General features: G+C 70.9%; 13 protein-coding genes. 8 read left to right on the forward strand and 5 right to left on the reverse strand.

Going from position 1 to position 12,900, the window contains the following annotated elements:
- Nucleotides 1–426 precede the first annotated feature (426 nt).
- Nucleotides 427–1,014: a DUF7474 family protein gene (locus DP107_RS07380; RefSeq protein ID WP_144261501.1), complete on the forward strand. Its 588-nt coding sequence runs from the start codon at nucleotides 427–429 to the stop codon at nucleotides 1,012–1,014.
- A gap of 50 nt (nucleotides 1,015–1,064) precedes the next feature.
- Here the strand turns inward: DP107_RS07380 and DP107_RS07385 are convergent, their stop codons facing one another.
- Nucleotides 1,065–1,277 (reverse strand): hypothetical protein, encoded by a 213-nt coding sequence (locus DP107_RS07385; protein ID WP_144261502.1) that lies wholly within the window; start codon nucleotides 1,275–1,277, stop codon nucleotides 1,065–1,067.
- A 207-nt stretch (nucleotides 1,278–1,484) separates the two neighbouring features.
- Here DP107_RS07385 and DP107_RS07390 point away from each other — a divergent pair, with 207 nt between their 5' ends.
- Both DP107_RS07390 and DP107_RS07395 read left to right on the forward strand, forming a co-directional pair.
- Nucleotides 1,485–3,956, forward strand: coding sequence for a DEAD/DEAH box helicase (locus DP107_RS07390; protein ID WP_144261503.1), 2,472 nt, complete (start codon nucleotides 1,485–1,487; stop codon nucleotides 3,954–3,956).
- Nucleotides 3,957–4,025: 69 nt separating this feature from the next.
- Nucleotides 4,026–4,622 carry a DUF1684 domain-containing protein gene (locus DP107_RS07395; RefSeq protein ID WP_144261504.1) on the forward strand — a complete coding sequence of 199 codons (597 nt, stop codon included), beginning with the start codon at nucleotides 4,026–4,028 and terminating at the stop codon, nucleotides 4,620–4,622.
- An 11-nt stretch (nucleotides 4,623–4,633) separates the two neighbouring features.
- On the opposite strand, the gene DP107_RS20480 is transcribed toward DP107_RS07395, so the two are convergent.
- On the reverse strand, nucleotides 4,634–5,755 hold the full coding sequence (locus DP107_RS20480) for an APC family permease (protein WP_238330811.1): 1,122 nt from the start codon (nucleotides 5,753–5,755) through the stop codon (nucleotides 4,634–4,636).
- A gap of 274 nt (nucleotides 5,756–6,029) precedes the next feature.
- Here DP107_RS20480 and DP107_RS07405 point away from each other — a divergent pair, with 274 nt between their 5' ends.
- Both DP107_RS07405 and DP107_RS07410 read left to right on the forward strand, forming a co-directional pair.
- Nucleotides 6,030–6,716 carry a class I SAM-dependent methyltransferase gene (locus tag DP107_RS07405; RefSeq protein WP_144261505.1) on the forward strand — a complete coding sequence of 229 codons (687 nt, stop codon included), beginning with the start codon at nucleotides 6,030–6,032 and terminating at the stop codon, nucleotides 6,714–6,716.
- Between the two features lie 234 nt (nucleotides 6,717–6,950).
- Complete coding sequence (locus tag DP107_RS07410; RefSeq protein WP_144261506.1) at nucleotides 6,951–8,252, forward strand: acetamidase/formamidase family protein; 1,302 nt, start codon at nucleotides 6,951–6,953, stop codon at nucleotides 8,250–8,252.
- On the opposite strand, the gene DP107_RS07415 is transcribed toward DP107_RS07410, so the two are convergent.
- Complete coding sequence (locus DP107_RS07415; protein ID WP_144261507.1) at nucleotides 8,249–8,515, reverse strand: ubiquitin-like small modifier protein 1; 267 nt, start codon at nucleotides 8,513–8,515, stop codon at nucleotides 8,249–8,251. The genes DP107_RS07410 and DP107_RS07415 overlap by 4 nt on opposite strands.
- 338 nt (nucleotides 8,516–8,853) lie before the next feature.
- Between DP107_RS07415 and DP107_RS07420 the strand changes: the two genes are divergently transcribed.
- From DP107_RS07420 to DP107_RS07430, 3 genes are read left to right on the forward strand one after another with little or no spacing between them, the layout of a single operon-like run.
- Nucleotides 8,854–10,023 carry an acyl-CoA dehydrogenase family protein gene (locus tag DP107_RS07420; protein WP_144261508.1) on the forward strand — a complete coding sequence of 390 codons (1,170 nt, stop codon included), beginning with the start codon at nucleotides 8,854–8,856 and terminating at the stop codon, nucleotides 10,021–10,023.
- Nucleotides 10,024–10,065: 42 nt separating this feature from the next.
- A complete protein-coding gene (locus tag DP107_RS07425; protein WP_144261509.1) occupies nucleotides 10,066–10,473 on the forward strand; it encodes a hypothetical protein in 408 nt (135 codons plus the stop codon).
- 52 nt (nucleotides 10,474–10,525) lie between these two features.
- On the forward strand, nucleotides 10,526–11,608 hold the full coding sequence (locus tag DP107_RS07430) for a guanosine monophosphate reductase (protein ID WP_144261510.1): 1,083 nt from the start codon (nucleotides 10,526–10,528) through the stop codon (nucleotides 11,606–11,608).
- Nucleotides 11,609–11,802: 194 nt separating this feature from the next.
- Here DP107_RS07430 and DP107_RS07435 read toward each other — a convergent pair whose 3' ends face one another.
- Nucleotides 11,803–12,192, reverse strand: coding sequence for a DoxX family protein (locus DP107_RS07435; protein ID WP_144261511.1), 390 nt, complete (start codon nucleotides 12,190–12,192; stop codon nucleotides 11,803–11,805).
- 86 nt (nucleotides 12,193–12,278) lie between these two features.
- On the reverse strand, nucleotides 12,279–12,863 hold the full coding sequence (locus DP107_RS07440; protein WP_238330812.1) for a helix-hairpin-helix domain-containing protein: 585 nt from the start codon (nucleotides 12,861–12,863) through the stop codon (nucleotides 12,279–12,281).
- Between the last annotated feature and the right edge of the window lie 37 nt (nucleotides 12,864–12,900).

Consider the following 12,900-nt stretch of genomic DNA (forward strand, 5'->3'; position numbering starts at 1 on the left):
AAGTCTCGTCAACAGGTGGGTGGAAGTGAAATCGCAGGACAGCGACCTCGTCGATCCGGTCGGCTGGCGAAGGTTGAGGTGATATGTGGCCCGTTCGCGCGGTCGATCGCCGTCGGACGGCAACTCCGCCGACGACGGGACTGCCACCGAGGCCCTCGCGGTCCCGGCCGAGACCGGTTCCTCGGTGTGGCGGACCGAGCGGTCGGGCTCCTGCAGCCCCGTATCGTGGTGCATATATCATCTAACGAACGACTTGAGAGAACAAGGCCGAGATTACGGATTTCAGTCCGGATTTGAAATACAGTTGCGAATACAGCCGTGTCGAACCGGGGATGCGGGGAATACACGCTCCGGTGTCCCTCGGCCCCGCGACCGGGTCCCGACACGTTCATGCCCCGGCCAGCGCACAGCCGGTAGTAGAGCACAGTGGCGCGCTTCGCGTACCCGTGTCCGGACTGTCGGACGACGAGTAACCTCCACGACGCCGATTGCGAGCACGACGGCACCACCCGCGCGGTCGTCGAGCGCGCGTACATGGACGTGCTGTCGGCGCTCTCCCGGCGGCCGGTCGAGCGCGAGGACCTGCCCGACGCGGTCCCGGGCGAGTGGAGCGGCCTCCACGCCGACGCGCTGGGCCGGCTGGTCGCCGAGCGCCGCGTCGTTGACGACGACGGTCCCCTCCGGCTGCTCACGGCCGCGGAGTACACGGAGCTCGTCCGGGAGCCGACCCACGAGCCGCTGAAGACCATCTACGAGGCGGGGAGCGTCCCGGGGGCCCACGACCACAGCGTCTTCGCGCTGGTCGCCTACTACGAGATGGTCGGGCTCTCGTGGGGGGAGACTCGCGAGCAGGTGGTGGGCTGGCTCCGCGAGTCCGGGTCGTGGGCCCGCGGCGGCTGGGAGGAGTCCTCGCCGGAGGAGGTCGTCGACGACAAGCAGCACGTCTACGAGCGGGGGTACGGCTGGAAGCAGGCCGCCGAGGAGGCAAAGGCCGTCATCGACCGCCGGGGGTGACGGTGGGGCGAGCCGTCATCGACCGCCGGGGGTGACGGCGGGGCGAGCCGTCACTCGTCCCCGGCGTCGTCGCGTCGCGACCGGAACACCAGCAACACGCCCAGCGCCGCGATGGCCGACGCGATGGTCGCGATACCGCCCAGCGCGATGAGCGACGGGGTGCCGGCGTCGCGCAGCCCCCGGAGCAGGGCCCGGCCGGCGACGAACGCGAACAAGCCGCCCGACGCCATCAGGAGCCCGCCGACCGTCGTCCGACCGTCCATGGGGTGCGTCGGGTGCCGGCCCACTTACCCGGTCTGGTCGCGGGTCGTGGCCGTCCGGCCCGGCACGGTGCCGGCGTACCATTCGGTATCTCCACACGAAACAGAGGGGTGTCGCCGCGGGAGGCCGCTGACGCCGGCAGCGGGCGGGGTTCCACTTCCACCCTGCCCAGCGAACCCTTATCGGCACGGACGCGGTATAGCGGCGTAATGGCGGCCACGGACGCCGACGGCGGGACCGACTACCTCGACGGGCCACTGCTGACGCCGGGGTTCCTCGAGGACCGCTCGTACCAGACCCGGCTGGCCGAGACCGCGGGCCAGGGGCATACGCTGGTCTGTCTGCCGACCGGGCTCGGGAAGACGACCGTCTCGCTGCTGGTCACCGCGCGGCGCCTCGCCGAGCACGGCGGCAAGGCGCTGATGCTCGCCCCGACCAAGCCGCTGGTCGAGCAGCACGCCGCGTTCTACCGCGAGGCCCTGGAGGTCCCGGACGACGAGATCGTCGTGTTCACCGGCGAGGTCCGGCCGGACGACCGCGCCGCCGTCTGGCAGGACGCCCGCGTGGTGATGGCCACCCCGCAGGTCGTCGAGAACGACCTCGTCGGCAACCGCATCGACCTCGCGCCGGTGGTCCACTGCACCTTCGACGAGTGCCACCGCGCGACCGGCGACTACGCCTACAACTACATCGCCGAGCGCTACCACGCCGACGCCGACCGCCCGCTGGTCACCGGGATGAGCGCGTCGCCGGGCGGCGATGAGGAGGAGATCCTCGTCGTCTGCCGGAACCTCGGCATCGACGACGTGGAGGTGATGACCGAGGCCGACGCCGACGTGGCCGAGCACACCTACACGACGGAGGTCGACTGGGAACACCTGGACCTGCCCGACGAGGTACTGGAGATCCGTGACGGGCTGAACGAGGTCATCAGCGAGCGGCTGGAGCAGCTCAAGCAGCTCGGCGTGACGAACTCGACGGACCCCTCGATGTCACAGAAGCAGCTGAACGCGGTCCGCGCGAAGCTGCAGGAGCTCATCAACAACGATCAGTCGGAGGGGTACGAGGGGATGAGCGCCCACGCCGAGATCATGAAGCTCCGGCGCGCGGTCGAGTTGGTCGAGACCCAGAGCGTCGACTCGCTGCGCCGCTACTTCGAGCGCCAGCGCAACGCCGCCCGATCCTCGGGCGCGTCGAAGGCCGCCCAGCGGTTCGTCTCCGAGCCCCGCGTCAAGTCGGCGATGCGGAAGGCCGAGGCGTTCGACGACCTCCACCCCAAGTTCCGGAAGACGCGGCTCCTCCTGGCCGAGACGCTCGGTATCCGGGACGGTGAGCGCGTCATCGTCTTCACCGAGTCCCGCGACACGGCCGAGGCGCTCACGGCGTTCCTGGGCGAGAGCTTCGACGTGCGACGGTTCGTCGGCCAGGGGGATAAGGAGGGCTCCGACGGGATGACACAGACCGAGCAGAAGGACACGCTCGAGGCCTTCCGGAACGGGGAGTTCGAGGTACTGGTCTCGACCAGTGTCGCCGAGGAGGGGCTGGACGTTCCGGACGTGGACCTCGTGCTGTTCTACGAGCCCGTTCCGAAGGGCGTCCGCTCCATCCAGCGCAAGGGCCGGACCGGCCGCGCACAGGAGGGCCGCGTGGTCGTCCTCATCGCCAACGACACCCGCGACGAGGCGTTCTACTGGATCTCCAAGAACGAGGAGCAGAAGATGGAGGAGGAGCTCCGGTCGCTGAAGGGCGCCGAGGACGACATCGTGGCCGAGTTGGACGACTCCCAGCAGTCGCTCGACGCGTTCGACGACGGTGGCGAGGGCGACGCGGACCCGAACGACGACGGGGCGGCTGCCGCTACAGCCGCCGACACGGATACCGACTCGGCTCCCGACAGCCAGCCGGGACTCGGCGACTTCGCCGGGAGCGACGGCGACGACGCGGAGGCCGATGACGCTCCCGTGGATGCCGACGCCGATGGCGACGAGGGCCTCGTTGCGACCGCTGGCGGCGACCCCGATGCCGAGGCGGTCGAAATCGTCGCGGACCAGCGCGAACTCGACTCGCACATCGCGCGGGACCTCTCGACGCGCGAGGGCGTGACGACCCGGCTGGAGACGCTCGCGGTCGGCGACTACGTCCTCTCGGACCGCGTCGCCGTCGAGCGGAAGGCCGTCGAGGACTTCCTCGACACGCTGCTGGGCAACGACCGCTCGATGTTCGACCAGGTCGGCGACGCGGCCCGGCACTACGCCCGGCCGGTCGTCATCGTCGAGGGCGAGGGACTGTACGAGAAGCGCAACGTCCACCCGAACGCCATCCGGGGGGCGCTCTCCTCGCTGGCGGTCGACTTCGGCACGAGCGTGCTCCAGACCCGGGACGCCGACGAGACCGCCGATCTGCTGGAGGTCATCGCCCGGCGCGAGCAGGACCGCGACGACCGCGAGGTCCGGGTCCACGGGGAGAAGTCATCCAAGACGCTGGCCGAGCAGCAGGAGTACGTCGTCTCCTCGGTCGCGGAGGTCGGCCCGGTCACCGCGCGGGCGCTGCTGGACCACTTCGGCAGCGTCGAGGCCGTGATGACCGCCGACACCGACGCGCTGCAGGCGGTCGACGGCGTCGGCGAGGTGACCGCCACCCAGGTCCGCGAGGTCGTCGGGGAGCCGTACGACCCGTCCTGACCCCCCGCCGGCACCACGGGCGTCACCAACGTCCGACGGTTTACCACGCCCCCCGTGTAATATCAGTCCATGAGCACCGACGACGCCGAGTTCGACGCCGACGCCTGGGTCCGCGAACTGGAGGAGCACCGCGAGCAGAAGGACGAGTTCTTCGCCGACCACCCGCAGTCGCCGCTCCCCGAGGCGGACAAGCCCGACTTCGAGGGGCTGACCTACTACGACCCGGACCCCTCGTTCCGGGTCCCGGCCCGGGTCGAGCCCGTCGACGGCACGGACACCATCGAGCTGGAGATGACGCAGGGCGAGCCTCGGGAGTACGAGCGCGTCGCCCGGCTCGCCTTCGAACTCGGCGGCGAGGAGCGCGCGCTGTACGCCTACCGCCAGGCCGAGGCGCAGGGCGGTGACGGTACCGATGCGGGCCCGACGACGCTGTTCGTCCCGTTCCGCGACGGGACGACCGGCGACACCACCTACGGCGCCGGCCGGTACATGGAGTTCGAGGTGGCGGGCGATCTCGCCGCGGCCGAGTCGCTCCCGCTCGATTTCAACCTCTCGTACCACCCGTTCTGCGTCTACAACGAGGCCTTCGCCTGTCCGCTGGCACCGCCGGAGAACACCCTCGAGACCCGGGTGGAGGCGGGCGAGCGGCTGGCGCGGTCGCTCTGAGGCCCCGCCAGTCAGTCGTCGCCCTCCTCGGCGGGCCCGATGCCGGCGGCGGGCGCGTCCTCGGTGGCCGATGCCCGGCGCCGTTCCAGCGCGTAGTACGCGACGACGCCCAGCACGATCCAGCCGGCGCTCAGCGCCAGCGCCAGCCGGTCCGTCCGGAACAGGTACTCGATGAGGACGCCCGTGAGCAGGAGGTTCAGGAGGATGGCCAGCACCGGCGGCACCGGGTAGTACGGCACCTCGTAGGGCCGGCTCATGTCCGGGCGCTCCCGGCGGAGCTTGATCAGCGCGCCGTTGACGACGATGAACGACAGCAGGAAGAAGAGGCTGGACATGTTCCCCGCGCTCTGCGTCGGCAGCGCCACCGAGCCGAGCATCACGACGGCGCTGCCGAGGATGGCCAGGAACGGCGTCCCGAAGCGGTGGTGGATGGTGCCGAAGCGGGGAAGTAGCTGCCCCTCACGCCCCATCGAGAACGCAACCCGCGAGGACGCGATGACGACGGCGTTCAGCGCCGTCACCGTCGAGAAGATGGCGCCGAAGACGATGATCGCGCCGCCGTTCCGGATGACCGGCAGGCCGGCCGGCATGAACGCGGTGGCCGCCGTAGCGATGCCGGCCTCGCCGGCCGCCGCGAGCCCGTCGGCCCCGAGGGTCCCGATGGCGACCGTCACGACCAGCATGTAGACGACGGTCGCGGCGAGGCTCACGAAGATGGCCTTCGGGATGTTCTCGCGGGGGTTCTCGACCATCTCCGTGGCGGTGGTGATGAGGTCGTGCCCCTCGAAGGTGACCGACGGGTACGTATCCACGGCCCCCTCGCCGAACTCCGGTATATCGCCGCCCGAGAGACATCCCCAGAGCGGGCCGACGCCCACATCGAGGCCCTCCGAGATACGGGCGTGACCGGGCACAACATCGAGGACCTCCGGGAACATGGGTCGGAGCTGAAGTCCACATACAGCCCATCTGTCGGGGACGCATAGGCCGTCGCCGCCGCCAGAGACCTCGATAACGACGAGGAGCGGCCCGCGACTCTCCTCGCTGGTCCTGATGACGACTACGACGTATTCGAGGATGATGAGGGCTTCAGTCACCTCATCGAACGCTTCCGGGACGAGCCTGCCTGCCACGAGCGTGCGTGAGTCAACGCAGAACGGACCGTGCGGGAAGGATTCGGTCCCTTCCGTACAGTAGAGTCGCCCGGATATTGCCCATACCGGGTATCGAGGAACGATGATATCAGTCCCGTCAGGCCTTCTGACACCGCCCAATCTCGAATATCCACAGAGTACATGCATAGCTATGGGTCGCTCTCTGATGCGATGACAGACCCATCAGAGGGGCCGCGCGCGGGCCGATTGTAGATGATTAGCGCTTTCTGCCACCGAGTTCACAGAGCAACCAATGAGCGTGCGCGAGGAGTTCGATACCTGGGCGTCGGACGGGCGAGACAAGGGGATGGAGGAACGCCACTGGCATACCGCCAGGCACGTCCTCGCGCGGATGCCCGTCGAGCCGGATGATGTCGTGCTCGACCTGGGCACCGGCTCGGGCTACGCACTCCGAGCCCTCCGTGAAGCGAGCAATATCCGACGTGGATACGGACTGGATGGCGCCCCGGAGATGCTCCGGAACGCCCGCTCCTACACCGACGACCCGGCAATCGCGTTCATTCGCGGAGATTTCGATGCCCTCCCGTTCGCTGACGACTCGCTGAATCATGTCTTCTCCATGGAAGCGTTCTACTATGCGGTAGACCCGCTCCAGACTCTCGGTGAGATCCGACGCGTGCTCCAGCCCGGTGGCACGTTCTACTGTGCAGTGAACTACTACGAGGAGAACGTCCACTCCCACGCCTGGCAGGAGAACATCTCGATCGAGATGACTCGCTGGGACCGACGGGAGTACCGCGAGGCGTTCCGGGACGCTGGGCTGTTCGTCGCCGAGCAGGACAACATCCCCGACCGGGAGACGGAGATTCCACCCGCGGCGGCGTTCCCGACGGAGGGCTTCGAGACTCGCGAAGCGATGGTCGAGCGCTACCGCGAGCTCGGCACGCTGCTGACGGTGGGTGTCGCGCCCGAACAGTAGGAACTGTTGTTCCTCAGTCCTCCACTCCATGGAGGAACAGTGGTCCAGCGAGTCGTCGTCGAACGGGCGGTCCTCGAACTCCCCCCGGCGGAAGGCGACGCGGTCGCGCAGGTCGGCGTCGGTATACGAGCGGGCGTTGTGAGCCATCTCCGGGGCGCCGTCGAGCCCGTCGGCCCGGCCGGCGGTCCATGTGCCCGAGTTGGATTTATGCGCCCGGCTGCCGAACGAGAGCGTATGTCACAGCAGATCCAGGAGGAGCTGGAGGTCGACGCGTTCACCCTCGGACTGGTCGGGCCCGAGCAGGAGTGGGCCGGGACGGTCGCGGACGGCGGAACGGTCCGGACGCACACGCCGCCGGCGTGCTGGGGACCGATGATCACGCCGGAGTTCCGGGGCGGCCACGAGGTGACCCGACCCATCCGGGTGGAGAACGCCGAGCCGGGCGACGCCCTTGTCGTCCACATCGAGGACGTGGAGGTGACCAGCGCCGCCACCAGCACCGGGAGCATGGCCGAGCGGGCGGACGCCTTCGGCGACGACCCGTTCGTCGACCACGTCTGCCCGGAGTGTGGCACCGAGTGGCCCGAGAGCGTGGTCGAGGGGACCGGCGAGGACGCCGTCCGGTGTGCGGAGTGTGGCGCCAACGCCTCCTCGTTCGGCTTCGAGTACGGCTACACCGTCGCGTTCGACGACGACCGCAGTGTCGGCGTGACGGTCGGCGAGGAGGGGGCCGGGATGCTGGCCGACGACGCCGACGCGGCGATGGCGCTCCCGGAGCACTCCCGGCAGCACCCCATCCTGCTGTACGGTCCCGACGAGATGCCGGGCACGCTCGGCCGGCTCCGGCCGTTCATCGGCAACATCGGTACCACCCCGGCCCGCGAGTTCCCCGACTCGCACAACGCCGGCGACTTCGGCCAGTTCCTGATCGGCGCCGACCACGACTGGGGCCTGCCCGACGAGGCGGCGCTCGAGGCTCGGACGGACGGCCACATGGACTCCAACGAGGTCCGGCCCGGCGCGACGCTCGTCTGCCCGGTCCGGGTCGAGGGGGCGGGCCTCTACGTCGGCGACCTCCACGCCAACCAGGGCGACGGGGAGCTCTCGCTGCACACGACCGATGTGAGCGGCCGGACGGAGCTCCGGGTGGAGGTGATCAAGGACTGCGAGCTGGGCGGCCCGCTGCTGCTCCCGAACGAGTCGGACCTCCCTCACATCGCGAAGCCGTACACCGACGCGGAGCGGGCGGCCGGCGGGGAGGTGGCCGAGCGGTACGGCGTCGACGACCTCCACGACGCCGCGCCGATCCAGGTCATCGGCTCCGGGGCGACGGTCAACGAGGCGACGGAGACCGCCTTCGAGCGGGCGGGCACCCTGCTCGACATGACCGAGGGGGAGGTCCGGAGCCGCTGCACCTTCACCGGCGGCGTCGAGATCGCCCGGCTGCCGGGCGTGGTCCAGCTGTCGATGCTCGCCCCGCTGGACCGGCTGGAGGCGGCCGGCCTCGCCGACGTCGTCCGCGAGCAGTACGCCTAACCGCCCCGCATCGCGGGGAACACGGCGACCGCGCCCCCGGGCGGACACGGGTCGTCGAGGTCGACGGTCTCGCCGTCGACGGTGACGCGGACGCTCGGCCGGAGCGCCCCGTCGTCGTCGAGCAGGTGTGACTCCGTGCGGGGGTACTCGGCCCGGAGCTCACGCACTACCGCCCGGACCGTCCCCCCATCGGGGGAGAGTGTCATCTGCTTCTCCCCGGTGGCCGACCGCAGCGGCCCGTAGACGGTCACCTCGACGCCCATACCCGCCGTACCGTCGTGTGGCGTATAGCTCTGACTCCGGGCGGGACCGGAGGGACCGGTGCTGTCCGCCGCGCCCCAGGACCGCGACGCCCGACCCCGCTACGGCCCCGTGTCCGACGGCCGTCCCGTCAGACACGGTCCCTGCGTGCGGTTTTCACTTCCACCGCGGACGGCCGGCGTTTATACCCTCCCGGGTCATCCTCACGGACGCACACACGCTCCCTTGCTCCCGGGGTGGCCGGAGCGGTCGCCGCTCCACTCCCCCGAGACCTCCGCCCGCCCAGCGACGGCTCCCGCCGCGGGGGAACCTACTTGCCGCCGCCAGCCCCGGGTCCGACATGGTCACGCTCACCGAGGAGCAACGGATGCTCGTCGACGTGTTCGACGAGGTCGCCCGGGCGGAGTTCGCCGCCGACGCCTTCGACCACGGGGGGTTCCCGTGGGCGAACGTCCGGACGCTGGCCGACCACGACCTCTGGGCGGTCAACCTGGACGAGGAGTACGGCGGCGGCGGGATGTCCGAGTTCGCCGCGGTGCTGGCCATCGAGACGGTCGGCGCGGTCTGTCCGGACACGGCGAACGCGCTCTACGGGCAGACGATGGTCGCGCCACGCGCCGTCGAGATGTTCGGCTCGGAGGCACTGAGACAGGAGTACCTGCCGCCGGTCTGCGCCGGCGAGTCGGCCATCGCCATCGGCATCAGCGAACCCGGTGCCGGCAGCGACGCCGGTGCGATGGCGACCGAGGTCCGCGAGACCGACGACGGTCTCGTCCTCGACGGCGAGAAGATCTGGCTGAGCTACGTCCCCGCCAGCGACGCGGCGGTCGTCTGGGCGCGGTTCCCCGACGGCAACCTCGGGACCGTCCTCGTCGACCTCGACGCCCCGGGCGTGGACGTCCACGAGCACTACACCAACATGGCCGGCCACACGCAGAGCCACCTGTTCTTCGAGGACGTGCCGGTTCCGGAGTCCCACGTGCTCGTCCGGGGGAAGCGGGCCCTGAAGGAGCAACTGAAGGCACTCAACTGGGAGCGGGTCGGGAGCGCCGCGTACGCGACCGCGATGGCCCGCTGTGCGCTGGAGCACGCCGTCGACTACGCCGGCGACCGCGAGCAGTTCGGCCAGCCCATCGGCGAGTTCCAGGGGCTCCGCTGGGAGGTCGCCGACGCGGTCAAGCGCTACGCCGCGTCGCGGACACTCACCCACGACGCGGCCACCCACACGCACGGCGGTGACGCGTCGACGACGGCCGATGCCCCCGCGCCGGCCCACCCGGACCGGCTCCGGGCCAGCATCGCCAAGCTCCACGCCTCCGAGACCGCCGAGGCCGTCGTCAGCGACTGCCTCCAGACCTTCGGGGCCACCGGCTATCAGCGAGGCCACCCACTGGAGTATCTCCATCGGCTCGCCCGGGGCCGGCGCATCGCCGCGGGCACCGACGAGATCATGCTGGAGAACATCGCCGACGAGGTGTTCGACGGCGGCGGGCTGCCGTCGCTGGGGTGACCGGCCGGTCGGGCTTTGGGCCCGGAGCCCCAACCGTCGGCTATGGACACGCTCGAACTCCCCACGGGCGAGACGGTGACACCCGAGGACGTCTTCTGCTACGAGGGGTACCCGTACCGGTTCCTGCCGGCCGAGGCACGCGACGGGACGACCGCCCGCGCCGAGGGTCCCGGGCCGGGACCCGACGAGGTGAGCTTCTACCTCGTCCCGCTGCACTGGGGCGGCGGCGACATGGACGTCCCCTTCCCGGACCGCGCCGCGCTGGTCGAGCAGTGGGAGGACGCCCGCGGCGTGCTGACCGACGCCGAGTGGGAGGACTGGCTCGCCGAGGCCCGCGCGGACGACCGGTTCGACGACGCCGAACTCGACGCCATCGCCGCGGAACTCGGGCTGGCGGAGGCGCGCGCGGCGTCCGGGTTGCTCGCTCGGGTCCGGCGGCTGCTGGGCTGAGCGGTCGCGTACGGAACGGCTAAACGGCTCCATCCCGTCGTACGCGGCGGTCATGACATCCCACGCCGACCCGGCACTGCGGACCGGGCTCTCGTACGACGACGTACTGGTCGTCCCCGCCCGCTCGCCCGTCGAGTCGCGGAGCGACGTCTCGCTCGCCACGCACCTCACCGACGGCATCCGTCTCGACGCGCCGCTCCTGAGCGCGCCGATGGACACCGTCACCGGCCCGGAGCTCGCCGTCGCGCTGCACGAACGCGGCGGGTTCGGCACCATCCACCGGTTCCAGACCGTCGCCGACCAGGTCGCCGCCGTCGAGCGGACGGTCGGGGCGGGCGCCCGCGTCGGGGCCGCGCTGGGCATCGACGAGCAGTACCTCGACCGGGCCGAGCGGGCCCTCGAGGCCGGCGCCGACTGCCTGATGGTCGACGTCGCCCACGGGCACATGGAGGCCGCGCTGGAGGCGGTCGCGACCGTCGCCGACGAGTTCGACGCGCCGCTCGTGGCCGGCAACGTCGCCACCCGGGAGGGGGTCGCCGACCTCGCCGCCGCCGGCGCCGACTGCGTCAAGATCGGCATCGGGCCCGGCTCCCACTGCACGACCCGTGAGGTGGCCGGCGCCGGCGTGCCGCAGTTCACTGCCGTCCGCGACTGTGCCCGCGCCGCCGACACGCACGGCGTCCGGACCATCGCCGACGGGGGCATCTCGGGGTCGGGCGACGCCGTGACGGCGCTGTTGGCGGGCGCGGACACCGTCATGATGGGCGGGTTCTTCGCCGGCACTACGGAGGCCCCCGGCGAGGTCGTCGGGCGCGACGGCCGGCGCTACAAGCGCTCGCACGGGATGGCCTCCACCGCGGCCAACGAGGACCGCTCCGACAAGACCGCCGCCGAGGCCGCGCCCGGTGCCGACGAGGGCGTCGCCGGACTGGTCCCCCATCGGGGCCCGCTGGACGACGTCGTCCCGGAGTTCCTCGCCGGCATCCGCTCGGGCGTGAGCTACGCCGGCGGCCACACCCTCCCGGAGGCCCGCGACGGCGTCGAGTTCATCCGGGTCACCGAGGGCGCCAAGGCCCGCGCCGGCTCCCACACCTTCGTCCGCGAGGAGACGCGCCCGACCGGACACGGGGATTGAGCGGTCACGGCCGCGCCGTCGGGCCCGATGATTATGGACCAGAAACCGGTATTGCGAATCAAAGCACGGAATCGTGGATATGGAGGCAGTGTTGAACGCTTCCATCCCGGATAACGAGACAAAGCCCGCACGCCCCATCGGCATCCCTGGTACCGATGGGAACGATGAACACGCCGCAGGAGCGGACGTCGGCCTCAGTTGTACGCCTCGCGCAGTAGCGCCAGCGCCGCGCCGAACATGGCCATGTTCCCCCAGAAGGCGAGCCGTTCGCCCTCCTTCGCGTCCTCGTCGGCGTTCCAGAAGTCGTGCATCGTGGTGGTCACGACGGCGAGGAAGGTCACGATGGCGCCGGTCGAGAGCCTCGGCAGCTTCCAGAGGGCCACCAGGACCCCGCTGACCAACATCATCCCGGAGGCGAAGGGGGCGGCGAGTTCGGGCATCGGGACGCCCGCCGACTCGGCGTAATCCACGGTGTCCTCCATGTCGCGGAAGTCCTCGGAGGCCTGCAGCGCCATCCCCAGGCCGAACAGGACCCGGCCGAGGCCGAACGGTGCGCCGTCGTCGCCGTCGTCGCTCGCTGACATGAGCCACCCCTCTCACTGCGGCGACATAAATCGCCGGGGCAGGAGGGCGGACGGACGGGTCGGCGGGCGCCGTGGGCGCGCCGGTGTCAGCACTCGTTCAGGTCGCGGGCGGCCTCGATCCACTCGCTGGCGCGGCTCTCGCCGACCTGTGCGGCGTCGGCGGCCGTGTCGGCGCTCGCGGAGGCGAGGGCGGCGACCGTACCGAGGCCGGCCTCGGACAGGCGCCCGGCGTAGGTCGAGCCGATGCCGGAGAGCGTCTCGACGGAGGGGCTCTCGGCCGCTTCGTCGGCCGCCCCGACGGCGCCCTCGACGCCCGACTCGACGGTCTCGGTGGCGTCCCCGAGTTCGGCCCCGACGCCTTCGGCGACATCGGCCGCGGCGTCGACGGCCTCCCCGGTCGTCCCCTCGACCCGGTCGAGGCCGCCGCCGATAGCGTCCTGCAGGCCGTCGAAGACGTCGTCCTGCGCCGACGCTATCCCGTCGAAGAACTCGTCGAGGCGTTCGGCCGCGCGGTCCTCGTCGTCCGGGACGATGCCGACGACCGCCGTCGCCGAGCGCCGCGTCAGCCGGAGGCCGCCCCGCGAGAGGCTGCGCTGGGCCTCGATGGCTCCGTCGATGAACCGCCGCTGCGTACTGACGACCGCGCCGAACGGGGCTGAGGTGTCGCTCATGCTGGTCGGACGGTCGTGCTCCAGCCGTGTGAGCCCT

The sequence above is a fragment of the Haloglomus irregulare genome, assembly GCF_007421925.1.
In the GTDB taxonomy this organism is placed as follows: Archaea; Halobacteriota; Halobacteria; order Halobacteriales; family Haloarculaceae; genus Haloglomus; species Haloglomus irregulare.

Coding starts and splice junctions, on each gene's coding strand:
- DP107_RS07440 (WP_238330812.1), bottom strand. CDS start 12,863: ATGAGCGACACCTCAGCCCCGTTCGGCGCGGTCGTCAGTACGCAGCGG.
- DP107_RS07395 (WP_144261504.1), top strand. CDS start 4,026: ATGAGCACCGACGACGCCGAGTTCGACGCCGACGCCTGGGTCCGCGAA.
- DP107_RS07385 (WP_144261502.1), bottom strand. CDS start 1,277: ATGGACGGTCGGACGACGGTCGGCGGGCTCCTGATGGCGTCGGGCGGC.
- DP107_RS07410 (WP_144261506.1), top strand. CDS start 6,951: ATGTCACAGCAGATCCAGGAGGAGCTGGAGGTCGACGCGTTCACCCTC.
- DP107_RS07415 (WP_144261507.1), bottom strand. CDS start 8,515: ATGGGCGTCGAGGTGACCGTCTACGGGCCGCTGCGGTCGGCCACCGGG.
- DP107_RS07405 (WP_144261505.1), top strand. CDS start 6,030: ATGAGCGTGCGCGAGGAGTTCGATACCTGGGCGTCGGACGGGCGAGAC.
- DP107_RS07425 (WP_144261509.1), top strand. CDS start 10,066: ATGGACACGCTCGAACTCCCCACGGGCGAGACGGTGACACCCGAGGAC.
- DP107_RS07430 (WP_144261510.1), top strand. CDS start 10,526: ATGACATCCCACGCCGACCCGGCACTGCGGACCGGGCTCTCGTACGAC.
- DP107_RS07435 (WP_144261511.1), bottom strand. CDS start 12,192: ATGTCAGCGAGCGACGACGGCGACGACGGCGCACCGTTCGGCCTCGGC.
- DP107_RS07390 (WP_144261503.1), top strand. CDS start 1,485: ATGGCGGCCACGGACGCCGACGGCGGGACCGACTACCTCGACGGGCCA.
- DP107_RS07420 (WP_144261508.1), top strand. CDS start 8,854: ATGGTCACGCTCACCGAGGAGCAACGGATGCTCGTCGACGTGTTCGAC.